Source organism: Nocardioides sp. NPDC054178, from assembly GCF_055585005.1.
On the sequence record NZ_JBVJKY010000002.1, the window covers coordinates 979,072 to 1,005,721 of the forward strand.

At 70.5% G+C, this 26,650-nt stretch carries 21 protein-coding genes; 10 read left to right on the forward strand and 11 right to left on the reverse strand.

Going from position 1 to position 26,650, the window contains the following annotated elements; all coding sequences use genetic code 11:
- Nucleotides 1-4 precede the first annotated feature (4 nt).
- From panD to ACZ6WN_RS11395, 3 genes are read right to left on the reverse strand one after another with little or no spacing between them, the layout of a single operon-like run.
- Nucleotides 5-430 (reverse strand): aspartate 1-decarboxylase, encoded by a 426-nt coding sequence (gene panD / locus ACZ6WN_RS11385; RefSeq protein ID WP_357336226.1) that lies wholly within the window; start codon nt 428-430, stop codon nt 5-7.
- Nucleotides 427-1,293, reverse strand: a complete 867-nt coding sequence (gene panC, locus ACZ6WN_RS11390) for a pantoate--beta-alanine ligase (protein ID WP_465864744.1) — start codon at nt 1,291-1,293, stop codon at nt 427-429. Before panC ends, panD begins: the two co-directional genes overlap by 4 nt.
- Nucleotides 1,293-2,213 (reverse strand): Rossmann-like and DUF2520 domain-containing protein, encoded by a 921-nt coding sequence (locus ACZ6WN_RS11395; protein WP_465864745.1) that lies wholly within the window; start codon nt 2,211-2,213, stop codon nt 1,293-1,295. Before ACZ6WN_RS11395 ends, panC begins: the two co-directional genes overlap by 1 nt.
- Before the next feature lie 312 nt (nt 2,214-2,525).
- Between ACZ6WN_RS11395 and ACZ6WN_RS11400 the strand changes: the two genes are divergently transcribed.
- Genes ACZ6WN_RS11400 through ACZ6WN_RS11410 form a run of 3 tightly spaced genes read left to right on the forward strand, consistent with a single transcriptional unit; the run spans nt 2,526 to nt 6,603 of the window.
- Nucleotides 2,526-3,941, forward strand: a complete 1,416-nt coding sequence (locus ACZ6WN_RS11400; protein WP_465864746.1) for an SDR family NAD(P)-dependent oxidoreductase — start codon at nt 2,526-2,528, stop codon at nt 3,939-3,941.
- A gap of 4 nt (nt 3,942-3,945) precedes the next feature.
- Nucleotides 3,946-5,076, forward strand: coding sequence for an acyltransferase family protein (locus ACZ6WN_RS11405; RefSeq protein WP_465864747.1), 1,131 nt, complete (start codon nt 3,946-3,948; stop codon nt 5,074-5,076).
- A 9-nt stretch (nt 5,077-5,085) separates the two neighbouring features.
- Nucleotides 5,086-6,603: a class I SAM-dependent methyltransferase gene (locus ACZ6WN_RS11410; RefSeq protein WP_465864748.1), complete on the forward strand. Its 1,518-nt coding sequence runs from the start codon at nt 5,086-5,088 to the stop codon at nt 6,601-6,603.
- 16 nt (nt 6,604-6,619) lie between these two features.
- Here ACZ6WN_RS11410 and ACZ6WN_RS11415 read toward each other — a convergent pair whose 3' ends face one another.
- On the reverse strand, nt 6,620-8,557 hold the full coding sequence (locus ACZ6WN_RS11415; protein WP_465864749.1) for a glycosyltransferase: 1,938 nt from the start codon (nt 8,555-8,557) through the stop codon (nt 6,620-6,622).
- Between the two features lie 147 nt (nt 8,558-8,704).
- On the opposite strand from ACZ6WN_RS11415, the gene ACZ6WN_RS11420 reads away from it, so the two are divergent.
- On the forward strand, nt 8,705-11,050 hold the full coding sequence (locus tag ACZ6WN_RS11420) for a glycosyltransferase family protein (protein ID WP_465864750.1): 2,346 nt from the start codon (nt 8,705-8,707) through the stop codon (nt 11,048-11,050).
- 64 nt (nt 11,051-11,114) lie between these two features.
- Here the strand turns inward: ACZ6WN_RS11420 and ACZ6WN_RS11425 are convergent, their stop codons facing one another.
- From ACZ6WN_RS11425 to ACZ6WN_RS11445, 5 genes are all read right to left on the reverse strand, one after another.
- On the reverse strand, nt 11,115-14,696 hold the full coding sequence (locus ACZ6WN_RS11425) for a bifunctional glycosyltransferase/CDP-glycerol:glycerophosphate glycerophosphotransferase (protein WP_465864751.1): 3,582 nt from the start codon (nt 14,694-14,696) through the stop codon (nt 11,115-11,117).
- Nucleotides 14,697-14,762: 66 nt separating this feature from the next.
- Nucleotides 14,763-15,182: a hypothetical protein gene (locus ACZ6WN_RS11430; protein ID WP_465864752.1), complete on the reverse strand. Its 420-nt coding sequence runs from the start codon at nt 15,180-15,182 to the stop codon at nt 14,763-14,765.
- Nucleotides 15,182-15,928, reverse strand: coding sequence for an SDR family NAD(P)-dependent oxidoreductase (locus ACZ6WN_RS11435; RefSeq protein ID WP_465864753.1), 747 nt, complete (start codon nt 15,926-15,928; stop codon nt 15,182-15,184). Before ACZ6WN_RS11435 ends, ACZ6WN_RS11430 begins: the two co-directional genes overlap by 1 nt.
- Entirely contained in the window at nt 15,921-17,147 is a 1,227-nt protein-coding gene (locus ACZ6WN_RS11440) for an AMP-binding protein (protein ID WP_465864754.1), read from the reverse strand. Before ACZ6WN_RS11440 ends, ACZ6WN_RS11435 begins: the two co-directional genes overlap by 8 nt.
- Nucleotides 17,144-17,395 carry a phosphopantetheine-binding protein gene (locus ACZ6WN_RS11445; RefSeq protein WP_465864755.1) on the reverse strand — a complete coding sequence of 84 codons (252 nt, stop codon included), beginning with the start codon at nt 17,393-17,395 and terminating at the stop codon, nt 17,144-17,146. Before ACZ6WN_RS11445 ends, ACZ6WN_RS11440 begins: the two co-directional genes overlap by 4 nt.
- Before the next feature lie 52 nt (nt 17,396-17,447).
- Here ACZ6WN_RS11445 and ACZ6WN_RS11450 point away from each other — a divergent pair, with 52 nt between their 5' ends.
- Entirely contained in the window at nt 17,448-17,984 is a 537-nt protein-coding gene (locus ACZ6WN_RS11450; RefSeq protein ID WP_465864756.1) for a GNAT family N-acetyltransferase, read from the forward strand.
- Nucleotides 17,984-19,039, forward strand: a complete 1,056-nt coding sequence (pseI, locus tag ACZ6WN_RS11455) for a pseudaminic acid synthase (RefSeq protein ID WP_465864757.1) — start codon at nt 17,984-17,986, stop codon at nt 19,037-19,039. Before ACZ6WN_RS11450 ends, pseI begins: the two co-directional genes overlap by 1 nt.
- A gap of 12 nt (nt 19,040-19,051) precedes the next feature.
- On the opposite strand, the gene ACZ6WN_RS11460 is transcribed toward pseI, so the two are convergent.
- A complete protein-coding gene (locus ACZ6WN_RS11460) occupies nt 19,052-20,119 on the reverse strand; it encodes a PseG/SpsG family protein (RefSeq protein WP_465864758.1) in 1,068 nt (355 codons plus the stop codon).
- 111 nt (nt 20,120-20,230) lie between these two features.
- Between ACZ6WN_RS11460 and pseB the strand changes: the two genes are divergently transcribed.
- From pseB to ACZ6WN_RS11480, 4 genes are all read left to right on the forward strand, one after another.
- Complete coding sequence (pseB, locus tag ACZ6WN_RS11465; protein WP_465864759.1) at nt 20,231-21,265, forward strand: UDP-N-acetylglucosamine 4,6-dehydratase (inverting); 1,035 nt, start codon at nt 20,231-20,233, stop codon at nt 21,263-21,265.
- A 2-nt stretch (nt 21,266-21,267) separates the two neighbouring features.
- Entirely contained in the window at nt 21,268-22,389 is a 1,122-nt protein-coding gene (gene pseC, locus ACZ6WN_RS11470; protein WP_465864760.1) for a UDP-4-amino-4,6-dideoxy-N-acetyl-beta-L-altrosamine transaminase, read from the forward strand.
- Entirely contained in the window at nt 22,386-23,108 is a 723-nt protein-coding gene (locus ACZ6WN_RS11475; protein ID WP_465864761.1) for a cytidylyltransferase domain-containing protein, read from the forward strand. The genes pseC and ACZ6WN_RS11475 overlap by 4 nt, the downstream gene beginning before the upstream one ends.
- Before the next feature lie 77 nt (nt 23,109-23,185).
- Entirely contained in the window at nt 23,186-24,334 is a 1,149-nt protein-coding gene (locus tag ACZ6WN_RS11480; RefSeq protein WP_465864762.1) for a hypothetical protein, read from the forward strand.
- Nucleotides 24,335-24,346: 12 nt separating this feature from the next.
- Here the strand turns inward: ACZ6WN_RS11480 and ACZ6WN_RS11485 are convergent, their stop codons facing one another.
- Nucleotides 24,347-26,599 carry a hypothetical protein gene (locus ACZ6WN_RS11485; RefSeq protein WP_465864763.1) on the reverse strand — a complete coding sequence of 751 codons (2,253 nt, stop codon included), beginning with the start codon at nt 26,597-26,599 and terminating at the stop codon, nt 24,347-24,349.
- Nucleotides 26,600-26,650 lie beyond the last annotated feature (51 nt).

The following is a 26,650-nucleotide window of genomic DNA, read 5'->3' on the forward strand; positions in this document are numbered from 1 at the left end:
CACGCTACTGCGTGAGAACGAGCGGTCCACGCATCTGGTCGGTCCCTGGAACCGGCTCGCTCCGGTCGGAGCCGAGCGCGACGATGTGGTTGGCCTCGTCGACATGGACGACGTGCGGCTCGAAGGCGCGGGCCTCCTCGGTGCTCATCTGCGCGTACGCGATCAGGATGACCAGGTCGCCGGGGTGGACCAGGTGGGCGGCGGCGCCGTTGATGCCGAGTACGCCGCTGCCGCGCTCGCCCGCGATCGTGTAGGTCTCCAGCCGGGCGCCGTTGGTGATGTCGACGATCGAGACCAGCTCGCCGGGGAGGATGTCCGCGGCGTCGAGGAGATCGGCGTCGACGGTGACCGAGCCGACGTAGTGGAGGTCTGCCTGGGTGACCGTGGCGCGGTGGATCTTGCCGGTCATCATGGTGCGCAGACGAGTCATCGGGATGCTCCGATCGTGAGGCTCATGTTGTCGATGAGGCGGGTCGTGCCGACCCGGGCGGCGATGAGGATCCGGGCTTCGGTGGCCGGCTCCGGTTCGGTGGGCAGCGCCGCGAGCGCGGGGTCGGTGACCACGAGATAGTCCACGTCGACCCCCTTCGCCTGGCGCAGCTCGGTGCGGGCCGCCTGGAGAGCGGCCTCGACGCCGTGGGTGGCCGCACGCTGCGCGGCGTAGAGCGCCCGCGACAGCGTCGTCGCCTCCTCCCGCTGCTCGGGCGTGAGGTAGCGGTTGCGCGAGGAGAGGGCCAGGCCGTCGGGCTCGCGCTGCGTCGGTGCGCCGACGACGTCGACGCCGAGGCACAGGTCGGCCGACATCCGGCGGATGAGCGCGAGCTGCTGGTAGTCCTTCTCGCCGAAGACGGCGACGTCGGGCTTCACCAGCCCGAACAGCTTCGCGACGACGGTGAGCACGCCGCCGAAGTGGCCCGGCCGGGTCTTGCCCTCGAGCACGTCGGCGAGCGGTCCGGGGGCCACGGTCACCTGCGGCAGCCCGCCCGGGTAGACCTCGTCGACCGACGGCGCGAAGACGATGTCGACGCCCTCGCGCTCGCAGACCTCCAGGTCGGCCTCGAGCGTACGCGGGTAGCGGTCGAGGTCCTCGCCGGCGCCGAACTGCAGCGGGTTGACGAAGATCGACACCACGACGGGACCGTTGCCGACCCGCTCCCGGGCGACCCGCATCAGGGACGCGTGGCCCTCGTGCAGCGCGCCCATCGTGGGCACGAACCCGACGCTCGCGCCTTCGCGGCGGGCGGGGTCGAGGAGCTTCGCGAGCTCCTCGCGAGTGCTGGCGACGAGGGTCATCACTGGTTCCAGAGGTGGATCGGGCGCGGAAGCGGCTGCACGGCAGCCCTGTCCGCGTCGTCGAGCAGGTTCTTGATCTTGAGCGCCCGGATCGGCAGCAGCCGTCCGTCGGAGACGGCCCGGTCGAGCGTGGCCCGCGCCATGGAGACGTACGACGCCAGGGTCTGCGGAGCGTTGGTGCGGATGTCGTCGAGGTGGGCTGCGACCGTGCCCGCGTCGCCGCGGACGATCGGGCCGGTCAGCGCCGCGTCGCCGTGGTCCAGGGCGTTGTCGAGGGCCGCGGTCAGCAGCGGCCGCAGGGTGCCGGCAGGGTCGGTGGCACCGGCGGCGGCGAGGATCTCCATCGCCTCGGTGACCAGGGTGACCAGGTGGTTCGCACCGTGGGCGAGCCCCGCGTGGTAGAGCGTCCGCATCTCCTCGGGCACCCACATCGGCGTGCCACCGAGGTCGCGGACCAGCCCTTCGGCGAAGGCTCGGTCGACGGGCGTGGCGGCGGTCAGGCCGAAGACGCAGCCGGAGAGCCGGGCGAGGTCGACCGAGGTGCCGGAGAACGTCATCGCCGGGTGGACCGCCATCACATGGGCGCCGATCGCGGCGGCCGGCTCGAGGATCGCCAGGCCGTGCCGGCCGGAGGTGTGCGCGACGTACATCCCGGGCCGGATGGCGCCGGCGTCCGTCATCGTCTTGACGACGTTGCCGAGCATGTCGTCGGGGACGGTGAGAAGAAGGAGGTCGCACGCTCTGGCCACAGCGGTGGGCTTGGCGACGGGAACGCCGGGAAGAAGGTCGGCGATGCGTCCGCGAGAGGCGTCCGACTCGCCCGCGACGGCCACGATCTCGTGGCCCGCCGAGCGGAGTGCTGCGGCAAGGACGGCCCCGACGCGACCCGCGCCGACGACGCCCACCCTGAGTGGGTTCATGGTTGTAGACCTTTCGTTCCAGTCCCTCCGACCACTCCCCCTTGTGAGCGGAGCCGGGATGGGTACCAGACGTTGTGCCTGCCTGCTCAGCCACCGTGACCGAGCCGAAACAAAGGTACGCCGCCGGTCACCCTTACGAAACATCCAGCTGACGTGACTGCGATCACACACCGCGGATCACACAGCTGGTCACACTGCGGATCCCACCTCGAGGCAACGGCTCGGTATCACCTCGCCCCAGCATTGGAGTCCCCGGTGCGCGGCGTGGAACAATCCACCCCTCCTCGCCATCTACCTAAGGGTTTGTGTTCAGTGCTCCGTAACGTTGCCGTGCTGCTTGCCGGCGGTGTGGGCTCCCGCGTGGGTCTCGACATCCCGAAGCAGCTCATCAAGATCGCCGGGATGCCGATCATGGAGCACACCCTCGGCGTGCTCGACCGCCACCCGCAGATCGACGAGATCATCATCCTGATGGCGCCCGGCCACCTCGACGCCGTGCACGCGATGACCCGCGACGGCCGCTACCCGAAGGTCACCAAGATCCTCGAGGGCGCCGAGACCCGCAACGAGACGACCAAGCGCGCCCTGGCCGCCCTCCCCGAGGGCGAGGACTGCAACGTGCTCCTCCACGACGCCGTACGCCCGCTGCTCAGCGAGGACGTGATCACCGACTGCTTCAAGGCGCTGGTGACCTACCAGGCCGTCGACGTGGCGATCCCGTCCGCGGACACGATCATCGAGCTCAACGACGACAACACCATCTCGCAGATCCCGGACCGCTCGCGGCTGCGCCGCGGCCAGACCCCGCAGGCCTTCCTCGCCTCGACCCTGAAGCGCGCCTACGAGATCGCCGACCAGGACCCGCAGTTCAAGGCGACCGACGACTGCAGCGTCGTGCTGAAGTACCTCCCCGACACCAAGATCTGGGTGGTCGACGGCCACGAGCAGAACATGAAGGTCACCGAGCCGATCGACGTCTACATCGCCGACAAGCTCTTCCAGCTCACCGCTCACCAGCAGTTCCCGCAGAAGGCCGAGGCCGACTACCGGGCAGCCCTCGAGGGCAAGAACATGGTCGTCTTCGGCGGCAGCTACGGCATCGGCGCCGACATCGCGGAGCTGGCCGAGTCCTACGGCGCCAACGTTGCCTCCTACAGCCGCTCGGCGACCAGCACCGACGTCTCGAAGCGGGCCGACATCGTCGCCGCCGCGGCCGACGCCGGCAAGCGCTTCGGTTCGATCGACTTCGTGGTCAACACCGCCGGTGTGCTGCCGCGCGGCGAGCTCGCCACCGTCTCCGAGGAGACGATCTACAGCGCGACCGAGATCAACTACATCGCGCCGGTCCTGATCGCGCAGGAGTTCTTCCCCTACCTCGCCCGGGCGAAGGGCTCGCTCCTCTTCTTCACCTCGAGCTCCTACACCCGCGGCCGCCGCGGCTACGCGCTCTACTCCTCGGCGAAGGCGGCCACCGTCAACCTGACCCAGGCCCTCGCCGACGAGTGGGCCGACCAGGGCGTACGCGTCAACGCGATCAACCCCGAGCGCACCGGCACCCCGATGCGCACCAAGGCGTTCGGCCAGGAGCCGTCCCACACGCTGCTCGAGTCGAAGGCGGTCGCGCGGGCGTCGCTGGACACCCTGATCGCGTCGAGCACCGGCCATGTCATCGACCTGCGCCGCATCGACCCGATCCAGGAGGCCCTGGACGCCGCGGCGGGGAACTGACCCGATGACCAGCGCTCCCACGGTCCAGGCGGACACGGCCCCCGCCTCCGAACCCGCCCCCGAGCCCAAGAAGCCCGTACGCCGCTCCCGGCTCGGCGCGCTCGACGCGCTCCGGTTCATCGCGGCCGCGGTCGTCGTGGGCTATCACCTGACCGGGATCGCGACGCCCTACTGGGGCATCGACCCCCGTGAGGTCTTCCCGACCCTCAACCACGTCACCCGCTACGGCTACCTCGGCGTGGAGCTCTTCTTCATCATCAGCGGCTTCGTGATCCTGATGACCGCGTGGGGACGTGACCTGCCCCGGTTCGTCTCCTCCCGCGTCGCCCGGCTCTTCCCCGCCTACTGGGTCGCGGTGATCATCACCCTGATCCTCCAGGCGTACTGGAAGGGCGGCCGCGACCAGGGCTTCGTGGGCGGCCTCATCAACATGACGATGACCCAGGACGCCTGGAACGTGCTCAGCGCCCAGGGTGCGTTCTGGACGCTCTGGATCGAGCTCAAGTTCTACCTGCTGATCGGGGTCTTCCTGCTCGTCGGGATCACCAAGCAGCGTGTCATCGCGGTCGTCTTCCTGTGGCCGCTGCTCGCCCAGGTCGCCCGCGCGACCGACTCCGGCATGCTCAACTCCCTGCTCTTCGCCGAGTACGCCCCGTTCTTCGCGATGGGCATGGCGCTCTTCCTGATCTACCGGTTCGGCAACTCGTTCATCGCCTGGCTCGCGGTCGCCTACAACGTGATCCTGGGCATCCGCCAGGCGACGGAGTACGCCGACCGGGCCACGGAGCTCGTCGGCGCCACCGTCTCGCCGACGGTCACCGGCTGGGCGATCGTGGCGTTCGCGGCGCTCGTCTGGCTGGTCTCGGCCGGCCCGCTGGGCCGGGTGGAGGCGCGCTTCCTGACGACCCTCGGGGCGCTGACGTACCCGCTCTACCTGATCCACGCGCAGTTCGCGTTCTGGGTGATCGACACGTTCCACGGCCGCTACGACGAGTACGTCGTCCTGGCCGCTGCCGTCTCGACCGCCCTCGTGCTGGCCATCGCGCTCCACTACCTCGTCGAGCGCCGCCTGCACGATCCGGTTCGCGACGCCGTCCTGCGCGGATTACGGGAGACCCCGCTTCAACAGCGCTAATGTCGCTTCATGCGGCCCCGGCACGTCAATCCATCCCGTGTGCGCCTGCGCCAGGAGATGGCGCGCTTCGCCAGAGGCACCAAGCGTGGCATGCGTGTCCTCGACGCCGGTGCGGGCCGCTCGCCCTACCGCAAGCTGTTCAAGCACGCCCACTACGAGGCCGCCGACTTCGCTCAGCTGGACTCGACGTACGCGCCCCTGGACTACGTCTGCGACATCACCGACATCCCGGTCGATGACGGGCACTTCGACCGGGTGATCTGCAACCAGGTCCTCGAGCACGTGCCCGAGCCGGAGAAGGCCATCGCCGAGCTCTACCGCGTGCTCAAGCCCGGTGGCCGGATCTTCCTCTCGGCGCCCCTCTTCTTCGCCGAGCACCAGAAGCCGTACGACTTCTTCCGCTACACCCAGTTCTCGCTGCGGAAGCTGTTCGAGGAAGCGGGCTTCGAGATCGCCCGGATGAACTGGCTCGAGGGCTATTTCGGCACGGTCGCCTACAACTACCAGATGATGGCCCGCAACCTCCCCGCGAAGGTCGGCGAGCTCCGCGGTCGCGGTCTGCGCTGGAAGCTCGCCTACATCGCCCCGATCGTGCTCCTCAACCAGCGGGTCGCGGTCCATCTCAGCCGCCTCTACGCGCGCCTGGAGGTCTCCGGTCGCCGCTTCGAGCGCGGCATGCCGAAGAACTACGTCGTGGTCGCCCGCAGGCCCGCCGTGGAGACACCAGCCGTATCGAGACGGCCCGAGGCCCGGACGAGGACCGCGCCGACCACCGCCGAGCTCCAGGCCGAGGTGGAGCGGCTGCGGACGGAGACCGTACGTACCCGGGAGTCCGTACGCGACCCGCTGGTCGACCTCGCGATCCCGGCCGAGGTCCGCACCGTCCTCGACGGCGTCCGCGCCGAGCACCTGACCTACCTCAAGCCCGAGAACCTGCAGGTGCTCGCCCGCCAGGTGCTGGACGCCGACCTCCAGGGCCGGCCCGGCCTGATCATCGAGACCGGGGCGGCGCTCGGCGGCTCCGCGATCGTGATGGCGGCGGCGAAGGACCCCCAGCGGCCGATGAAGGTCTACGACGTCTTCGGGATGATCCCAGAGCCGTCCGAGCGCGACGGCGAGGACGTGCACGAGCGCTACCGGAAGATCGTCAGCGGCACGTCGAAGGGGATCGGTGGCGAGACCTACTACGGCTATCGCGACAACCTCTACGACGAGGTGAGCGACTCGTTCGTCCGGCACGGGATCAAGCCGGCCGAGCACCACGTCGAGCTGGTGCAGGGCCTGTTCCAGGACACGCTGGAGATCGACGAGCCGGTGGCCTTCGCCCACCTCGACGGCGACTGGTACGAGTCGACGATGACCTGCCTGGAGCGGATCGCTCCCCACCTGGTCGTGGGCGGACGGATCGTCCTGGACGACTACTTCCACTACAGCGGGTGCCGCGACGCCGTCGACGAGTACTTCCAGGACCGCCCCGGCTTCCGGCTGGAGCGGCGGGCGAAGCTGCACGTGGTCCGCACGGACTGACGTCCGCGCGGACCGATCAGCGTCGCTGCAGGTGCAGGACGTCGTTCGGGCCGAACGACACCTCGAAGTTCGGACGCGCCTCGCGGGGCCGGCCGAGCCTGGTCTGCCAGTTCCAGTTGTGGACGGTGAACCGGAGCCGCAGGTCCAGGTTGCGCGCGTCCTCGGAGAACTCCTCGAAGACCTCCGCGAGGTCGAACCGGGAGGCGAGCCGGAAGGCGCCCCGGCCCTCGGGCGAGACCTCGAGCGGCAGCCCGGCCACCTCGCCGGTCTCGTTGCAGACGGCGTCGAGGGTGACGATGCGATCGGCCATCACGCCCTTGGGCCACTCGCCCATCACGTGGAGCGTGGCGTCGAAGCGGAGCGTACGAGAGTCGCGGAAGGCGGCCGAGCTCGCCTGGGTGCGCCCCAGTCGGCCGGCCGGACCCGGCAGCCGGGTGGCGACGCCCTCGGGCATCGGGCGCGCCCAGCCGAGGGCATGGACGTCGAGCCGCGCTCGGGCCTTCTCGATCCGGCCCGGCCGCTGCGCGACCGCGCCCTCGAAGGCGACGCGCCAGTCCTCGAGGAACGCGCGCCAGGTGTGCTTGCTCGCCTTCTCCAGCGCCTTGCGAGACATCTCCGCCACCATCTCGGGGGCGTCGATCATCCGGATGCAGCGATCGGCGACGGCGTCGATGTCCTCGGCCTCGACGATGAAGCCGTCGACACCGTCGCTGATCTGCTCGCGCGGACCGTAGTTGATGTCGTAGCTGATCACCGGGCAGCCGAAGGAGAGCGACTCCAGGGTCGCGAGGGGGTAGCCCTCGTTGACGCTGGTCATGATGAAGCCGGTGGCGTGCAGCAGGGCTTCCTTGGCTCGCGGGTCGTGGCCCATGAGCTGGACGTTCTTGCCGACGTCGAGGGTCTCGATCAGGTCGGCGAGCGGCTTGTAGAGCTTGCCGTCGCCGTAGATCTGGAACTTGGCCTCGGGCCGCTTCTCGATCACCTTCGCGAAGGCCTTGATGGCGTGCTCGAGGCGCTTCTGCGGCTCGAGGCGGGCGACGGTGACGAACGTCGCCGGCTCCCGCTCGGGCATCGTCTCGGGCAGCTCCGGCAGCTCGACCGGGTTGGGCACGACGAACCGGTGCGAGGTCGAGCCGTAGCGCATCGCGATGTGCTCGGACTGGCGATGGGTCAGGTTGACCAGCGCGTCGTACTCGTGGATGTTGTCGAGCAGCGGCGCGTACTTGCCCGAGAGCTGGGAGTTCCAGCGCCGCTCCTTCACCACATGGTTGTTGTGCATGAGGTGCAGGAAGTAGAAGCGGTCGTCCTGGCGGGGCATGACGTCGCGCAGCGCGAACCGGGAGTCGGTCACGAAGAAGACCCGCTCGGCGTCGCCGGCGAGGATCTCGAGCCAGTGCCACAGCCAGCCGCCGACGGTCTCCCACGACCGGATCGGACGGCCCTCGGCGTCGGTGAGGATGTAGGGCACCCGGGACGCGGCCGGGGCACCCGGACCCGGCGCCCGCAGGTAGATCGACCCGTCGGCGCGACGGTAGTCGCGCGCCAGGTCCTTCCCCGACTGCGAGTGGGCGGTGTAGTAGACGGTGCCGTCGGGGTGGAGTACGTCCGAGGTGGTCGTGCCGGCCACCTCGGCCAGGCGTCCCCCGAGCGCGGCCACGGACTCGTCCGGCGCGTCGGTCGGGGTGTTGTGGCGATACCACTCGTAGAGGTTGAGGAGGTCCATGCCCTCGATCAGCTGGCCCGACTCGCGCAGCACCGCGCGCACCTCGTCGTAGACGGGCTTCGACTCGGTGGTCAGCAGCGTGGTCGGGATCCCGGTGTGCTGGGTGATCAGGCGGTTGCGCATGATCATCGCCCGCGTCTGTCCGCCGAACTTGGTCGCGATCTCGTTGCACATCGTGAGGTAGCGGCCCTCGGGGAGCGCGACCTGCTCGTGGGGGTTGGGGATCGGCATGCGCAGAGATTAGTCGTCGTCTTTGGGGAATGCCGATTCTTCGGGCAGGATATCCGGCCTGGATCATAGGGGGAAACGTGTGAACGGACCGCGAACATCGCGGCTCCGCCCGACGACACTGCGTCGAACCATCAATGAAGGAGTCCCATGGCCAGCCCAGCTCGCCGACTCGCTCGCCAGCTGCTTCCCGAGCGCCTGCGTCAGAGCTTGACCGCCCGGGTCCCGTCCATCTCGGAAGGCACCGCGCAGCCCGCGAAGCCGGCGCCGATCTCCATCGAGGTCGAGCCCCTCGTGGTCGCCGCTGACCTCGACGGCGCGGTGAACGCCGCCGGTGGCGGCTTCTACGAGCGCGCCTGGGCTCTCTTCCAGGGCATCCCGGTGGAGACGTGGGCCGTCAAGGCCGCCGACGAGTACGTCATGTCCGGCCTCCACGTCGACCCCGACGCAACCCGCGCGACCCTGCGCGACCTCGCCGAGTCCGGCGCTGCGAACGTCCCGGGGCGCGCCTGGCTCGCGATGACCAGCCGCGTCTTCGGCTTCGGCGACCAGGAGCTGGCCCGCAGCCTCTACGCCCGGCTCGACGAGGCCGTCGGCGACGGCACCAACGGCGACACCAAGTGGGTCGTCGAGAGCCGTGACTGGCTGCGCCCGTGGGTCGCCGCCGACAACGACGAGCCCGACGCCCCGGCCGCGCCGGAGGGCACCGTCTCCTACGCCGTCGTCGACTACGGCCACCCCGGCCGCTCGCGCGCCTCCGCCAACATCGGCGACCACGTCCAGACCGTCGCCTCCCTCGGTCACGTGGTGCGCCACCAGGACCTGGAGTTCACCGGCGAGTCCGAGCTCGACGACCTGGCCAACCGGCTGCGCGAGCGGGTCCGCCCCGAGCGCGTCCGCGAGGGTCTCTCCGCCAAGGTCCAGCTGATGACCCTCCAGCGCGACGCGTCGATGTACCAGCCGGTCCCGAAGGACACCTGGATGCTCGGCTTCGGGTGGTACATGCACCCGATCTTCGAGATGCGCTACGGGATGCCGTTCCACAAGAACCTGCGCCCGATCTTCGTCTCGTTCCACTGCAGCACCCGCGCGATGATGACCGACGAGACGATCGAGTACCTCAAGAAGTACGCCCCGATCGGCTGCCGCGACTGGACGACCGTCGACATCCTGCTCTCCGTCGGCGTGCCCGCCTTCTTCTCCGGCTGCCTGACGACCACGGTCTCGACGGTCTTCCCCGACGCGGAGGAGCTGCCCGGCCCGGACGCGCCCGTCGGCTACGTCGACGTCTTCGACGGCTCCATCCCCGAGGGTGCCCCGACCTACGCGCAGGGCGGCCTCGACGAGGTCCGGTTCCGCCCGTTCGTGCAGAACATCGACGACGCGATCGCGATGCTCGAGGGCTACCGCCGCGACCACCGGAAGCTGGTCACCAGCCGCCTGCACTGCTACCTGCCCGGTCGCAGCATCGGCATCGACATCGACTTCCGCCCGAAGAACCTCTCCGACCCGCGCTTCGCCGGGCTCAACCCGCTCACCCCCGCCGAGTTCGACGGCATCCGGGAGAGCATGAACGACCGGCTCGAGAGGATCCTCACCAAGATCTTCTCCGGTGCCAGCGTCGAGGACGTCTACGCGCTGTGGCGCGAGATGACCGCCGCGGAGGTCGAGATCGCCCGTGAGCGCCGCGCCGGCGCCCGCAAGGTCGGCGAGCTGGTCAGCTCGATCGCCGAGGACGTACGCAGCAACCCGGTCAGCACCCCGGAGCAGGTCCCGGCCGACGCGATCCACGTCGCCGTCTCGGCCCGTCCGAAGCAGCGCCCGAAGCTGCGCCGGCTGATCAAGTCGATCGCGGCGTACTCGTCCCGTCCGGTCCACCTGTGGGTCCAGACCGGCGGCACCGACCTGCGGCTCGACGAGCTCGCCCGGCCGGGGATCACGCTGAGCGCGCTGGACGTGTCCGGTTTCGACGGCATCAAGCAGCCCGACGGCAGCCTGCTCCCGATCGGCCAGCTCGAGCGGCTCGTGGTCGCCGACCTGCTCCCCGACGTCGACAAGCTCGTGATCCTCCCGGTCTCCGCCGTGCTGACCGAGGACATCGCCGGCCTGGCCGACACCGACCTGGACGGCAACCTGCTGGCTGCCACCGACGTCGTCGGCACGCGTGGGGTCAGCGGCTTCCAGCAGATCCACGCCGCCGCCAACAAGCAGGCCGAGCGCACCACCGAAGCGGCCGAGCTGCGCCGGGACGGTCACCAGCGGCACGCCTTCGACTTCGACGCCTTCGACATCGAGGTGCTCGTGCTCGACGCCGCCCAGTGGCGCACTCGGGACCTGCTCAGCTCGCTCGCGCCCTATGTCGAGACCTACGGGATGACCTACCGCGCCGCGCTCCTCCTCGAGGTCGGCCCGCACCGCGTGGTCCTGCCCGAGCGCTGGAACGCGATCCCCGAGAAGACCTCGGTGGCCAAGCCGGCTCTCGCCCGCCTGCCCTGATCTAGCGACAAAGCGATGGCGCCGCCCCTACGGGGCGGCGCCATCGTTGCTTGGTGGATCCCGATCAGGACTTGTCGAAGCTGGGCTTGTCGAAGAAGGCCTCGACCACCCGCTCGGTCGCCTTGCCGTCCTGGGTGTACTGGTACTTGGCGTTGAACTCGGCGATCCGGTCGCGGTGCTCCGCCTCGAGCCGGTCGAGGTCGGACAGGGCCGCGACGACCTCCTCGGCGGTGTCGAGCATCGGCCCGGGGGCGGTGTCGGCGTAGTCGTAGAGGAAGCCGCGGATGCCGCCGGTGTAGTCGGACAGGTCGGGCACCAGGAACACCATCGGCCGCCCGGTGAGGGCGAAGTCGAAGCGCAGGCTGGAGTAGTCGAGCACCGCCGCGTCGGAGGCCAGGATCAGGTCGTTGATCTCCGGGTAGTCGGTGACGTCGATGATCCGGGCGGTGCGCTCGCTGCGCTCGCTCCCCTTGGAGTTGAACCGGTGACCGCGCAGCAGGATGACGTACTCGTCGCCGAGCGCCTCGCTGGCCGCGACCACGTCGAGGTGCTCGACCATCTTCGCCGAGCGGTAGTTGAGCGCCAGGTGGTCCCGCCAGGTCGGGGCGTAGAGGACCACCTTCTGGTGGGAGCCGATCCCGAGCAGGTTGCGCGTACGCTCGCGGTCATCCGCCGCCGAGGGGCGGACCAGCGCGTCGTCGCGCGGATAGCCCTCGCTGTGGATCGGGCCGTCGTAGGCGTACTCCTCGCGGTAGTAGCGGTCCATCTCCGGCGTCGGGGTCAGGATCAGGTCCCACCCGGCGGTCGTACGGTCGAGCTCGGCCTCGCAGCGCAGCGGCGAGAACATCTTCGCGCGCCACATCCGCAGGCCCATCGACTTGGCCGGGTAGCCGTGGAAGGTCTGCAGGAACCGCTGCCCCTCCCGCTTGCGCCACCAGCGGTCGAAGTCGATGTTCTGCACGAGGTACTTGGCGGTGCCGATGACCCGGTACCACTCCGGGCTCTGCAGCACGACCGGGATGCCGCCCTCGGGGACCCGGGAGGCGTGGTCGGCGACGCCCCAGTAGAGGGTGAGGTCGGGCCGGGTGCGGCGCAGGTGCTCGTGGATCGCGAGCTGGGAGTCGGTGGCGGTCGAGCCGGCGTAGGTGGAGAGGTAGACCGCGGACTCGTCGATCGGCTCCTCGGCCGCCAGGACGCGCTCGCGGGCGAGGTTGTGGGCGTAGCTGCCGGCGTGCTCGACGGGGATCGGCGGCTGCAGGGTGACTCCCGGACCGTTGCCGTTGACCGGGCGCAGCCGGACCTCGTCACTGGTCTGGAACTCGGCCTGGTGCTCGAGGAACGCGGTGGTGTGGCGGACGTTGCCCGGGCGCTTGGCACCGCAGGTGAGCTGGAACTGGTAGACGCCGCTGGGCAGGACGGACTCGCCCAGACCCCACTCGTCCCAGCGCAGCGAGAAGACGACCTCGAACGCGGCGGTGCTGCCATCAGGGCCGGTGTCGATCTTGACGGTCTCGCTGTGCCGCGAGCCGGCGAGGGTCAGCCGGGCGTGCTTCGGGATCGAGCTGAGCCAGTGGCCCCGCACGGTGATGCGGCCCTCGCCGAGCTCGACGCGGTCGATGGCGACGGTGTCGGCCACCTCGATGATCTGGGCGTAGCCGCGGCCGTCTCGCGAGGCCAGCACGCTGCCACCGCGTTCGCCGACCCACGGCTCACCGAGCGGGTCGTTCCAGACGATCCGGCCCGAGGTCCCGTCCTGGAGCGTCTCCAGCCGCCAGGCGGCGGGCACCCCGGGCTCGACGGCACCGTGGGTGGGCAGGCTGAGCGTGACCTTGCCGTCCTTGACGGGCGCCTCGACGCGTACGCCGCCACCGATCGCCCGCACGGCCTGCGGCAGCTCGCCGGCCAGGGTCAGCGAGACGCTGCGGCCCTCGACCTGCGCCTGCTCCAAGGAGGTGGCCGTCGTCGGGACGGCGCGGAAGCTGAGCTGGTCCAGGAAACGGTCGCAGGCCACCGACAGGCCGGCGGAGGTGTGGACCCTCGGCCGGTAGCGCGTCGCCAGGTTGCCCGCCGGGCCGCGCGTGTCGATCTGGACCTCGCTGGTGGTGCGGACGACGCCGTCGACGCCGACGGTGACCTCGAGGTGCCAGCGCCCGGCGGTGAGCCGGGTGAGGTCGATCTCGGTGCGGCACCCGCCGGCGCGGTAGTCCTGGTACTTGTGACCGATGGTCATGTTGGCCTGCTCGTCACGCCGCGGCGTCACGGTCAGGTCGATCGGGTCGGGGAGCGCTGCGTCGGGGTCGCTCGCGGCGCCGTACTCGTCCTCGGCGTCGACCAGGTCCGGCACCAGCCGCGCGGTGAAGAACGGGGTCGCCTCGGCGAGGTCGACGAGCTCGATCCGCGCCACCAGGTCGACCACGACCCGGTCGGAGTCGAGCGGGCGTACGTCGCGCACCAGCACCCGCGCCGGCGTCTCGTGCTCGTTGAGCGTGGTCACGGCCGCCGGCAGGTCCGTGTCGGGGAAGATCCCGCGCACCTGGCCACCGACGACCTCGGTGCGCAGGTTGCCGCGCTCGAACCAGCGCGACGCGACGAACGCGGTCAGCTCCTCGCGCCGGTCGGCGATGAGGTAGCTGAGCCGGGCCCGCACCTCGACGGGCAGCTTGAGCCACACCTCCGAGGAGACGTCGCGCTCGATCTCGATGACGAGGTCGCGCAGGCTGGTCCACTGCTCGGCGCTCATCCGCTCGACGTCACCGAGGATGGTGTTGGCGCGGCCGGCGAGCCCGCCGAGCGCCCAGTGGTCGCGCAGGCCGGAGGCCAGCTCGCCGATCGCGACCCAGGTCGACCGGGTCTGCTCGATCCACTCCGCCATCCCGAGGGTCTGGTCGTGGAGCTGCTCGACCGGGGTGCCGTCGGCACGGTCCATGTCCACGCACACCGGCGCGGTGACCACGTCGAAGCGGTTGGCCTTCAGATAGCCGTCGAACCCCACCGCGTCGGCACCGCCACGGCCCCCGAAGCTGAAGCCCTGCCGGCGCCAGAACGAGGTGCGGAAGAGCCGGTTGCTCACGCCGACGTCGCTCAGCGCCTCGGGGAACTCGGCCAGGGTGAGACCGGAGCGGTTCTCCGCGTGCACGAGGTCGTAGGCCGGCACCACCGGCGGGGAGAGCCGCTGGCGGCTCTCGATGCGACCGACCGCGAGATCGGACCCGCTGGCCTCCAGGGAGGTGACCAGTGTGCGCATCGCGTTCGGGGTGAGGAGGTCGGCAGCGAGCAGGAAGCAGACGTAGGCCCCCCGGGCGGCGCGGCCACCACGGTCGCGGGCCTCGGCCTGCGTCGCAGAGCTGTCCAGCAGCCGCAGCCGGTAGTCGCCGGGGAGGTCGGCGAGGATCTGGTCGCTCACCACGCTGGCCTCGCCATAGGGCGCGACGAGGATCTCGAGGGTGGTGTGGGTCTGCTCGCGCACGGAGAGGAGCGACTCGGCGAGGTACTGCTTGTCCAGGTCGGTCACCGTCACCACGACGGAGACGAGCGGACCGCGCTCGTGGCCGAGAACACGATGCCCGGCGTCACGAGCCAGTCGACGGACGCCCTGAGGCATCCTTCGTTCGGCGCGACGCAGGACGTCGACGATTCCCTGACCCATGCACAATCCCTCTCGGTTCGGCTGCGACCCGGATGACGCACCCGCGAATCTGATCGAACCCAGAGGTTACAGGCGAACGAACAGTCTCCCGCACTCCGGCCGATACCCCTCGGGGAACCTCGGCCGCTCGAGCGTGCCGATCGAGACCACGATGCCGCCCGGCAGACGTACGGTGCTCAGGCGGACCTCGGCGCCGGGCCGGTCGCCCGCGCCGGGGTCGTCGGCCATCAGGTCCACCAGGTCGAGGACCCCGCGGCCGGTGAGCTTCGCGACGCACTCCGCGCGGGTCCATCGTGCCCAGAACCCGTCCGTGCCGAACCGCCTCGCGAGCGCCGCCGGGACCGTACGCTCCACCTCGGCGTCGACCGCCACCGGCACGTCGTAGGAACCCACCCAGGCGACCACCCGGCCGTCGTGGAGGTGGCTGCGGGCGCGATAGCCGGCGAGCTCGGCGTCGCTGCCGACGCGGAGCCGGCCCTCGGGCATCAGATCGAGCCGCCGCCGTCGATGACGATCGACTGGCCGTTGATGTTGGTCTGCTCGAGCAGCAGCATCCGCACGGTCGGCACGACGTCCTCGGGGGTGGTCATCGCCCCCGAGGGTGTGCGCCGCGCGATCGACTCGAGCTGGTTCGCACCGAGCACCGCGGACATCTCCGAGGCGAAGAAGCCGGGAGCGACCGCGTTGACCAGCACCCGGCCACCGAGCTCGCGGGCCAGCGAGCGGGTCGCCGCGTCGAGACCTCCCTTGGTGGCCGAGTAGGCCACCAGGCCCTGGTAACCACGCTGACCACAGATGGAGGTCACGTTGACGACCCGGCCGGTCAGGCCCTTGCCGATCAGGCGCCGCAGCACGAACCGGGTGAGCACCAGGGGCGCGGTCAGGTTGGTCTCGATGATCTGCGCGATCCGGTCCGACGAGGTGTGCACGTGCAGCGAGTCCTGCCCGATCGCGGCGTTGTTGACCAGGCCGTCGATGACGCCGAGCGTCGCCTCGACCTCCTTGACGAACGCCTGGGCGGCCTTCTCGTCGGTCACGTCGACCGAGCCGATGTGGGTGGCCTCGGGGTGCTTCGTGGCGAGCGCCTCGAGCTCGGGGGTCACCGTGCGTGCGAAGGCCGCGACCTTCACACCGCGCTCGAGCAGGTCGGCGACGATGGCGAGGCCGAGGCCGCGCGAGGCGCCGGAGACCAGCACCACGGAGGCGGGCGGGATGGGTCGGAAATCAGACATCGCTCTTCAGCGTCTCCTTGGCCGGGATCTCGGCAAGCATCGTGATGCGCCGCGGGACGGCGTACTCGGGCAGCCGCTCGGCGGCCCAACGGGTCAGGTCCTCGGCGGTCACGCCGGAGTCCTGGTCGGCGACCACGTCGGCGACGACCATGGTGCCGACCAGCGGCGCCTTCCGGCCGCGTACGGCCGCCCAGGCGATCGCGGGGTGGGACTGCAACAGGTCACGGACGGCACCGGCCGACACCTTGGAGCCGCCGACGTTGATCTCGTCGCGGTCCAGGCGACCGGTGACCAGCACCCGGCCGTCCTCGATGCGGGCGGCGTCGCCGGTGCGTACGGCACCGGCCAGCTCCGCACCGGTGGCGTCGACGCCGTGGTGCGGCGAGGTGATCACCAGCTCGCCCTCGACCACGGCGAGTCGCGGGCGGCCGGGGACGTCGCGGTCCAGCCACTCCACCGGGAACCCGGCGCGGCCGTCGTGGACGACGATCGAGGCGCCCACCTCGGAGGAGGCGTAGATCCAGGACACGCGCGCGTCCGGGAAGGCCTCGCCCAGCTGCGTCAGCACCGCCTGGTCGACCGGCTCGCCGCCCAGCGTCACCTGCTCGAGCGGCAGCTTCTGCAGCTCGGCGCCGTGGCGCATCAGCGTACGTCGCCAGAACGTCGGGGTCCCGGAGACCGCGGTGACGCCGTGCTCGAGCGCGGGCGCCACCCAGTCGTCCAGGTCGGCCGGGTCGACGAGAACCAGGTCCTGGCCCGGCACGCCCAGCCCGAGGGTGACCACCTGCCACCAGGCGTAGGTGCCGGGCGAGTAGGGGCACAGCCAGGTGCGCGGGGCCAGCTCGCCGGTCACGGTCGAGAGCGACGCCAGGGTGTGACCGACCCGCTTGGGCCGGCCGGTCGAGCCGGAGGTGAGCAACCAGACGCGGCCGTCCTCGGCCGTACGCGGGACGGTCGCCGCCTGCACCTCTCCCCCGGCAGCCAGGTCGAACCCGGCTCCACGCAGCTCCTCGGCGAGCGAGTCGTCGAGCCGACCGGCGGCGACGACGAGCAGCTCGCCACCGTCCTTCAGCCCGGCGACCGCCGGCAGCGCGTCGACGCTGCGCTCGACCGCGTACGCCGTCGGTGTCGGTCGCGTCCCGCCCGACCGCTGCGCGAGCTCGCGCCACGTCGTCCGGCGACCGCTCGCGGCATCGACGACGAGGTTGTCGGCGATCACTGCCCCTGGATCTCCACGAGCAGGTCGAGCACGTCTCCGATCGTCTCGATCGAGCGGAGCCCGGCCGCCTCGAAGTTGAGCTCGTCCCCGATCTCGTCCTCGACCCGGAGCGCGAGCTCGGAGAAGTCGAGGGAGCGGAAACCGATGTCGGCCAGCTTCGCGGCGTCGTCCTCCGGAAGCGTCTTCCCCTGCACGGCCAACACCTCGGCCATCAGCTTGCGGACCGCCGGTCGGTCAAGAGTCTCCATGGCCTCGGACCATATAACGTGAGGGCGCATCCCATGACGTCCGAGGAGACCGATGTTACGACCGGCGACCGACGCCGACCTGACGAGCATGCTGGCGTGGCGCAACCAGGACGCGAACCGGTCGGTGAGCATCCACCAGCACCTGATCACCGCCGAGGAGCACGCCGCCTGGTGGTCCCGGGTCGCTCAGGACCCGAGCCGGCGGGTGCTCATGTTCGAGTACGCCGCCCGTCCGCTCGGCGTGGTGAGCTTCTTCGACCACGACCCCGCCGCGAGGAGCGCCTCGTGGGGCTTCTACCTCGACCACGACGGCACCACCGCCGACGGCACCGCGCTGCTGGCGTGGACCAAGATCATGCGTGAGGCCGTTGCGTACGCCTTCGCCCCCGGACCGGACGGGCTCGACGTCGACGTCCTGGAGGGCGAGGTGCTCCCCCACAACGAGTCCGTGCGCGCGATGAACCGCCGGCTCGGTTTCACCGAGGGCGAGCCTTTCGAGCAGACCGTCGGCGATGCCTCCGTGACCGCGATCCCGGTCCGGCTGCACCGCGACGACCGACCCACCCGACGTTCCGGCAAGGAGCAGTGATGACCGTCCACGAGATCGCCGTCGGCGACCGGCTGATCGGCCCCGGTCACGAGCCGTTCGTGATCGCGGAGATGTCCGGCAACCACGGCGGCGACCTGGAGCGGGCGCTCGACATCGTGCGCGCCGCGGGCGAGGCGGGCGCGCACGCGCTCAAGATCCAGACCTACACCGCCGACACGATCACCCTCGACGTCGACACCCCGGCCTTCCGGCTCTCGGCCGACCACCCGCTGTGGCCCGACCGCCGCCTCCACGAGCTCTACGAGGAGGCACACACGCCGTGGGAGTGGCACGAGCCGATCTTCGCGCTGGCCTCCGAGCTGGGCATGGTCCCCTTCTCCGCCGCCTTCGACCCGACCGCGGTCGACTTCCTGGTCAAGCTCGGGGTCCCGATGCTGAAGTCGGCCTCCTCCGAGATCACCGACCTGCCGCTGGTCCGGGCGATCGCCGAGACCGGGTTGCCGACGATCATCTCCACCGGCACCGCGACCCTCGCCGAGATCGACGCGGCGGTGCGTACGGCACGGGCGACCGGCAACGACGACCTCGTCGTGCTGGCCTGCACCGCGTCCTACCCGGCTCCTCCGGAGGCCTCCAACCTCCGCGGGATCCCGGTGCTGCGCGACGGGCTCGACGTCGCCGTCGGCCTCTCCGACCACACGCTCGGCATCGGCGCCTCGGTCGCGGCCGTCGCCCTCGGCGCCTGCGTGATCGAGAAGCACATCACGCTCTCGCGCGCGGACGGTGCCGTCGACTCCGACTTCTCCCTGGAGCCGCACGAGTTCGCCTCGCTGGTCAGCGAGACGAAGATCGCCTGGCAGGCGCTCGGCGAGGCCCGGATCGGCCCGAAGACCGCCGAGCGTGAGGGCTTGCGGTTCCGTCGTTCGCTCTTCGTCACCCGCGACGTGAAGGCCGGCGAGCCGGTCTCCCCCGACAACGTCCGTTCCGTACGTCCCGCCGACGGTCTCCCGCCGGCCGACATCGACATCGTCCTCGGTCGTCCGTTCACCCAGGACGCCGCCGCCGGCACCCCCCTGAGCTGGGACCTGGTCTGACCAAAACCCCGGTCAGGATGCGCCGACTCGGCGGGTTCGGGCCAGGGACAGCAGGGCGTCGGCGACACGGGCGGGGCCGAGGCCATCGACCTTGGACCAGACCCGGGCGCGGAGGCGGGCGCGGAGATCCGGATCGGTGAGCAGCTGCTGAAGTCGTAGGACCGCACCGGCGGGGTCGTCGGAGAGCTCGTCGAGGGTGGCGACCCCCACGGCCAGGCCGTCCTCGTCCATCCGGACGTACGCGTCCTTCTGGTTGTCGGCGACGCAGACGAACCCGACCGCCGCGCCGAGGCAGAAGAGCTCCCAGGCCGAGGTGCCGGCGGCGCTGAGCACCACGTCCGCGTCGGCGACGAGCTCGGCCAGGGTGTCGGTCGGCCCGATCACGTGGACGGCCTGGCCCGGCGCCGGCTCGATGCCGGCGATCTCCTCGGCCAGCTCCGGGGTGGCGGCGACGGCGGTCAGCTCCACGGCGTTCCCCGCCTGCGCGACCAGGCGCACGACCCGCGGTGCGACCCCGAAGGCGTCGGTGCCACCGAAGAACGCCAGCACCCGCAGCGGCGTGTGCTCGTCGGCGGCGGTCTTGGGCGCGCTCGGACGCTGCCGGACGATGTCGCGTCGCTGCTGGGCGTAGTCGAGACCACCGAGATGCCTGGACCCCTCCGGGACGGCCCAGGCGGAGGCCTCCGCGCCGAGGTTCTGGTCCAGGTACAGGTCGGCCTCGCGTCCGCGCGGGTCGCCGTCGGTGAGCGCCAGCAGCGGCCAGCGTCTCCTCAGGTCGGCGTAGACCGATGCCGAGAGGAGATAGGAGTCCACGACCACCGAGGCCGCGTCGAGGCGGATGAGGACGTCGCGGACGTCGCCCGGTCCCGGCGAGGCGATCTCGATCCCCCGGCGTCGCACCTGCTCCGCCGCCCACGGCACGAGGTCGAGGTCCGCGACCATCACGACGCGTACGCCTCGGGCGACGAGCTCCTCCCCGAGCGCCAGACAGCGCATGACGTGCCCGATCCCGACGTCGGGACCGGCGTCACACACCATGGCCACGCACCGACCTTCGGCCTCGACCGGTCTCACCGACATGGATGCGCAACCTCTCGGATTCGTCCGTTTCGGCGGACGGCACGGCATGTGTCACCTTTTGCGCGCCGTATCGTTGGCGCACCAGTGAGGCCCAGAGTAGAGAGCATCCCTGTGACCGTGCCCAATTCGGACGTTCGTGAGTCCGACGCCCCGATCAACCATCCTCTCGATGGCGCCAGCATCCTGGTCACCGGCGGGACCGGATCGTTCGGGAAGGCGTTCATCCGCCACGTCCTGGACAACCTCAACCCGAGGCGCGTGATCGTCTTCTCGCGTGACGAGCTGAAGCAGTACGAGTGCCGCCAGCTGTTCGGCAACGACCCGCGGCTGCGCTGGTTCATCGGCGACATCCGCGATCGCGACCGCCTCCACCGGGCGCTCCACGGCGTCGACTACGTCGTCCACGCCGCCGCGCTCAAGCAGGTCGACACCGGGGAGTACAACCCCTTCGAGTTCATCAAGACCAACGTCCTGGGCTCGCAGAACGTCGTCGAGGCCTCCATCGACGCCGGCGTCAAGAAGGTGGTCGCCCTCTCGACGGACAAGGCCTCCTCGCCGATCAACCTCTACGGCGCGACCAAGCTGACGGCCGACAAGATCTTCATCCTCGGCAACAACTACGCCTCCTCCTACGAGACCCGGTTCTCCGTGGTGCGCTACGGCAACGTGACCGGCTCGCGCGGCTCGATCCTCCCGAAGTGGAAGGCGATGGCCGAGCGCGGCGAGGCGCTCGGGATCACCGACATGCGGTGCACCCGGTTCCTGATCACGCTGCCGCAGGCGGTGCAGATGGTGCTCGACACCTTCGAGCTCATGCAGGGCGGCGAGCTGCTCGTCCCGCACATCCCCTCCCACAAGGTCATCGACCTGGCGAAGGCGGTCGCCCCCGACGCCAGCTTCGTCGACATCGGCCTGCGCCCCGGCGAGAAGCTCCACGAGGAGATGATCAGCCCGGAGGAGGGCCGGCGCGCGGTCAGCATCCGCGACGGGAAGTACTACGTGATCGAGCCGGAGAACCCGCAGTGGGGCTACAAGCCGATCATGGACGCCGTGCCGGTCCCCGACGGCTTCCACTGCGCCTCGGACAAGAACGACATCTGGTACGACGCCGACGACCTCCGTCAGGTCCTGGAGTCGGGGATCTGAGCATGCTTCCGTACGGCCGCCAGTCGGTCTCCGAGGAGGACATCGAGGCAGTCACGGCGATCCTGCGCGGCGACTGGCTCACCACCGGCCCGACGGTCGCCGCGTTCGAGCAGGCGCTCTCCGACCTGGTCGGCGGGCACCGGGTGGTCTCGTGCACCTCCGGCACCGCAGCCCTCCACATCGCCTACGCCGCCGCCGGGGTGGGCGCCGGCGACGAGGTGGTCACCACGCCGATGACGTTCGTCGCGACCGCGTCGGGGGCCTCGCTGCTCGGTGCGAAGGTCGTCTTCGCCGACGTCGATCCGGACACGGCGCTGATCGACCCGGCCGCCGTCGACGCCCTCGTCACCGACCACACCAAGGTGATCGCCGCCGTCGACTACGCGGGCCACCCGGCCGACTACGCCGCGCTGCAGCCGATCGCCGACCGGGTCGGCGCACTGACCCTGGCCGACGCGGCCCACTCGATCGGTGGCTCGTCCGGTGGACGCCCGGTCGGGGACCTGGCCGACCTGACCACGCTCTCGTTCTTCCCGACCAAGAACCTCACCACCGCCGAGGGTGGCGCCGTCGTCGCCAAGGATCCCGCCATCGCGCAGCGGGCCCACGAGTTCCACTTCGTGGGGCTGGTGCGCGACGCCGACCGGTTCCGGATCAAGGACGAGGGGCCGTGGCACCAGGAGGTCCACGAGCTCGGGCTCAACTACCGGCTCACCGACCTGCAGTGCGCCTTCGGCCTCTCCCAGCTGAAACGCCTGGCCGGGTTCAAGCAGCGGCGTGCCGAGATCACCGCCCGCTACCACGCCGCGCTCGCCGACGTCGACGGGCTGCGGCTGCCGGTCCAACGCGAGGGCGTCGACCCGGCGTGGCACCTCTACCCGGTGCGGATCCTCGAGGACCGTCGCCGCGAGGTCTTCGAGAAGATGCGGGCGGCCGGCATCGGCGTACAGGTCAACTACATCCCGGTCTACTGGCACCCGGTCTATGCCGACCTGGGCTACCGGCGCGGGATGTGCCCGAACGCGGAGGCGTTCTACGCCGAGGAGCTCTCCCTGCCGCTGTACCCCGACCTGACCGACGACCAGGTCGACCAGGTCGTCGAGACGCTGATCGAGGTCCTGTGAAGACCGCGGTGATCACCCAGGCGCGGATGACCAGCACCCGCCTCCCGGGCAAGGTCCTTCTCGAGGCGGCGGGCGTCACCATGCTCGAGCACCACCTCGCCCGGCTCACCGCGGCCGGGCTGCCGGTGATCGTCGCGACGACCACGAACCTCGACGACGATCCGGTCGCGGTCCTGGCCGACAAGCTCGGCGCCGGGGTGGTCCGCGGCAGCGAGCACGACGTGCTGTCGCGCTTCGCGCTGGCGGTGCGGGAGTTCCAGCCCGACGTCGTCGTCCGGGTGACCAGCGACTGTCCCCTGATCGACGGCGAGGTCGTACGCCGCGGCATCGACGCCTGGGTCGCCGCCGGTGATCCCGCCCTCTATGCCAGCAACGCCCTGGCGCGCACCTACCCGCGAGGCCTCGACTTCGAGGTCTTCTCCGCGGAGGCGCTGCTGGAGGCCGACCGGCTCGCGACCGAGACGCCGCACCGCGAGCACGTCACCCCGTGGCTCTACACCGACGACGCCCGGCCCCGGCTCAACCTGCCGTGGGAGCGGGACGCCTCGGCGTACCGGATCACCCTCGACACCCCCGAGGACCTGCGGCTCCTGCAGATCCTCATCGAGGACCACGACGCCCATCGTCTCGACACCGGTGGCCTCGTCGCCCTGCTGGAGGCCCATCCCGAGCTGGTCGAGATCAACGCTCAGATCGAGCAGAAGAAGCTCGGCCGATAAGCCCCGGCGGGTAAGATTCGTGCCACGCGGGGACGTCGCGCCGCACCCCATCCCAGCAGCGACCTATGGAGAGGTGCATGCAGAAGACTCTGATCGTCCATTCCGGCACGTTCAAGACCGGGAGCACGGCGATCCAGACCTTCCTCGCCCGTGCGAGCCGCGAGGGGACCCTCCCTCCCGAGGTCTCCTACCCGACGATCGGCCGGGGCACGCACAGCGTCCAGCACCAGAACCTCTACTCCCAGCTCCTCGGCGAGGTGCTCTTCACGCCCTCCCTCGGCACGTGGGAGCAGCTCGTCGAGTCGATCGCCTCGGGCACCGCCGAGACCACCGTGATCTCCTGCGAGGCGTTCTCGCTGCTCAAGCCCGAGCACATCAGCGCGATCGGCGAGTACGCCCGCCAGGCGGGCGCGAAGGTCCGCTGGGTCCACTACGTCCGCGACCAGGCCACGTTCTACAACGCCTTCTACGTCGAGCGACTGATGGTGATGCGACCCGAGCACGCCGAGCTGGTCGATCTCCCCTTCGAGGACTTCCGCGAGTGGTCACCCCTCGACATGAGCTTCCTGCGCTACGGGCAGTTCGCGGACACCATCACCACGGCCATCCCCGACGTCGACCTGCGGCTTCGCCCCTTCATCCGCAAGGAGCTGCGCCACGGCAACGCCGTCGCGGACTTCCTCAGCACGTGCGAGCTCCCGCTCCAGGGCGAGGGGGCGGCCTCGAGCAACGTCGGCTCCGGCTGGCGGACCGTCGAGACCGCGCGACACCTGGCTCCGATCGTGGCCGCGGCACCGATGCGGGGCCGGCTCCGTGGCGTCGACTCCTACAAGGCCACTCGGCTCAAGTGGATCCAGATCCTCCGCGGCGAGCTCGTCACCAAGGCGACCCAGCTCGGCTGGAACAACTCCAGCGCGGTCTACATGACCTCGGAGTTCCGCCAGGAGCTTCTCGACGACTATCGCGAGGACAACCTCCTCATCGGCAAGCTCGGCGGCTTCTCCTTCACCGACATGATCGAGAACAGCACCTTCCCCGACTACAACATCGGCGACTACGCCGAGATCCCGGGCGATGAGGTGATGCAGGTCGTGAAGCTGGTCATGCAGGGCCTGCACACGATGCCGGAGGAGATCGAGCAGGAGGTCGAGGAGGCCCGCGCCCGCAGGAGGGCGGCGGCGCCACCGCCGCGGCGCAGGCTTCTCCGCAGCGTCCTGCGCCGCTGACAGACCCGATCGTCAGCGGCCGCCGGCCCGATGCAGGTCGAACACGGAGTAGAGCCCGCGCTTGAACCGCGGCTGGCCGAGCTCGCGGCGCAGCCCCGGGAGGTCGGCCCGATAACGACGGTCGACGACGATCCAGTCGACCCCGTGCTCCTCGCGCAGCGTCGTGATCGTCGCCGGTGACGGGTCCGTGACGGCCGCGTCGTTGGCCGCGAGCAGCTCCGGGTCCCAGAACGGCAGGTAGGCCGAGTTGTTGAGATCGGTGGACGGCAGCCCGACCACGAGCGGGTCGATGTAGGCCCACCCCTCCACCAGGACCCGGCGCTCGGCGTACGCCGCGATCCAGAAGTTCCGGCGGTCGCAGTCGGGCACGGGGAGCCCGATGCAGTGGGCGTTGGTCGCGATCAGGTCGTCCGGCTGCGAGCGCTCGCGGACGAACCGTGCGGCGGCGACCCCACCCGGGCCGATGATGTCGGTGTCGGGCTCCCGGGGGACCGCCGGCCCGATCGTGGCCAGAGCGACGGTCTGCGGTGCCCCGGAGAGCATGACCCCCAGCATCAGCGCCACGACGGCCGGGACGGCCGCGAGCGACGAGCGCCTGGCGTACACCAGCACGGCGGCGACGGCCACGGCGAGCACCAGCAACCCGATGACGAGCTGGGTCAGCAGCGTCGGCGTGAAGGCCGAGCCGCTGGCCGGCATGTCACCGCCTGTCACCAGTCTCACGGCCACGACCGTGAGCCAGCCGAGAGCGGCGCAGCCGACGATCCGGAGGCCGTCGCGCCGTGACAGGTCGTCCGGGAGGGTGTCCGACAGCGACACCGCCGTCGCCACGGCGAAGAACCCGGCGGCGCCCAGGAGGAAGTACGCCTGGCTCAGCGCCGGATGGCTCAGGACCATGAACGCGCCGGCACCGGCAGCGAAGGTGCCTGCCAGGAAGATGCGGTCGGGCCGTCGCCAGCCGCCACGCACCAGGCCCACGATCACCGGCACCGCGACGAGGACGAACCCGACGGTGAAGGAGATCCAGATCGACACCGGTGCGGAGCCGGGGAGGGTCTCGCCCTCCGGCAGCATCAGGATGCCCAGGCGCTGAACGGTGCTCCCGTTGAGATCGATGCCGGTCGCCCGGGTGCCACCGCCGTAGAACAGCTGCTGAGCGACCAGGAAGACGGCGACCGCCGAGCCGAACAGGATGCCGAGGGTGCGGACCGTCTGCATCCGACGCAGCAGGGCTGCGAGGACCAGCGCGAGGAGCAGACCGGCGATGACCGTCGGCAGCGCCGACGACTTCGCGCCGGCCACGGCGACCATGACGAGCACCGTCAGCAGCCACGGCCGCCAGCGCCACCGCTCGCCCCGGACCGTCTCGACGACCAGCACCATCAGCACCATCTGGAGCGGCATCACCAGAGCGTGCGTCGGGCTGTCGAAGGCCCGGGTGACGGAGTCGAAGGCGAGCTGTGCGGGGCTGACCAGGCTCGTCCAGCCGAAGAAGTCCGGGGTCACGCCCGTGGCGAGGACGAGGACAGCGACGAAACCGGGCCACGTCTTTCCGGTGAGGCGGGTGGCCGCTGCGTACGCTCCGCCGACCGTGAGCAGGACGAGCAGCGCGATCGAGAGGCTGCGCAGGAGCACGATGAGCTCGATGTGGGTGACCGTCGCCGCGGACGCGACGTGGACATAGACCAGCCAGTGGTAGAAGAGCGGGGTGCCGTCGACCCAGGGCATCTGGGCCGGGAAGTGGTGCAGCAGATCGCCGGCGATCGCGAGGTGGAAGGGCTCGTCGACATAGGGCGCGCGCAGCGCGTCGATCGGTCGCGGCGACCACACGTACTTCGCAACCAGAAGCACCTGTACGCCCGCCACCGCCGCTCCGGCCCACGACCACAGGCGCGCCCGCCCGATCACGACAGGACCGACCCGGCCCCGGCGCCGCAGGACGATCATCACGCCGACGAGCACCGCGACCGGATAGCCGTAGATCAGCTGGGTGAGGTCGACCAGCCGCAGCAGCACGTAGACCGGAGCCTCGAGGACGAGCCCGAGGATCGTGCCGAGCACCAGGTCGTTGCCGAGACCCGGCCCAGGTCCGGCGACCGCTCGCCACACCACGGTGCCCGGGAAGGTGAGGAACGCCAGGACGTAGCCGGTGAAGAGCAGTGCGTCGACGAGGTCGACCCCGGCGACGCGGATCGCGAGCGCGAGCGTCATCCCCACGACCAGCACCCCCGGGAGAAGGCCCGACCAGGATCGTCCCGAAAGCATGCGGTCCGAGAGGGGCTTCGTGGGGGATGCGACGCTCACGGTTGCCGGGTC

Coding starts and splice junctions, on each gene's coding strand:
- pseC (WP_465864760.1), top strand. CDS start 21,268: ATGCTTCCGTACGGCCGCCAGTCGGTCTCCGAGGAGGACATCGAGGCA.
- ACZ6WN_RS11460 (WP_465864758.1), bottom strand. CDS start 20,119: ATGTCGGTGAGACCGGTCGAGGCCGAAGGTCGGTGCGTGGCCATGGTG.
- panD (WP_357336226.1), bottom strand. CDS start 430: ATGACTCGTCTGCGCACCATGATGACCGGCAAGATCCACCGCGCCACG.
- ACZ6WN_RS11410 (WP_465864748.1), top strand. CDS start 5,086: ATGCGGCCCCGGCACGTCAATCCATCCCGTGTGCGCCTGCGCCAGGAG.
- ACZ6WN_RS11395 (WP_465864745.1), bottom strand. CDS start 2,213: ATGAACCCACTCAGGGTGGGCGTCGTCGGCGCGGGTCGCGTCGGGGCC.
- ACZ6WN_RS11425 (WP_465864751.1), bottom strand. CDS start 14,696: ATGGGTCAGGGAATCGTCGACGTCCTGCGTCGCGCCGAACGAAGGATG.
- ACZ6WN_RS11420 (WP_465864750.1), top strand. CDS start 8,705: ATGGCCAGCCCAGCTCGCCGACTCGCTCGCCAGCTGCTTCCCGAGCGC.
- ACZ6WN_RS11445 (WP_465864755.1), bottom strand. CDS start 17,395: ATGGAGACTCTTGACCGACCGGCGGTCCGCAAGCTGATGGCCGAGGTG.
- ACZ6WN_RS11485 (WP_465864763.1), bottom strand. CDS start 26,599: ATGCTTTCGGGACGATCCTGGTCGGGCCTTCTCCCGGGGGTGCTGGTC.
- panC (WP_465864744.1), bottom strand. CDS start 1,293: ATGACCCTCGTCGCCAGCACTCGCGAGGAGCTCGCGAAGCTCCTCGAC.
- ACZ6WN_RS11450 (WP_465864756.1), top strand. CDS start 17,448: ATGTTACGACCGGCGACCGACGCCGACCTGACGAGCATGCTGGCGTGG.
- ACZ6WN_RS11415 (WP_465864749.1), bottom strand. CDS start 8,557: ATGCCGATCCCCAACCCCCACGAGCAGGTCGCGCTCCCCGAGGGCCGC.
- ACZ6WN_RS11430 (WP_465864752.1), bottom strand. CDS start 15,182: ATGCCCGAGGGCCGGCTCCGCGTCGGCAGCGACGCCGAGCTCGCCGGC.
- pseI (WP_465864757.1), top strand. CDS start 17,984: ATGACCGTCCACGAGATCGCCGTCGGCGACCGGCTGATCGGCCCCGGT.
- ACZ6WN_RS11405 (WP_465864747.1), top strand. CDS start 3,946: ATGACCAGCGCTCCCACGGTCCAGGCGGACACGGCCCCCGCCTCCGAA.
- ACZ6WN_RS11480 (WP_465864762.1), top strand. CDS start 23,186: ATGCAGAAGACTCTGATCGTCCATTCCGGCACGTTCAAGACCGGGAGC.
- ACZ6WN_RS11435 (WP_465864753.1), bottom strand. CDS start 15,928: ATGTCTGATTTCCGACCCATCCCGCCCGCCTCCGTGGTGCTGGTCTCC.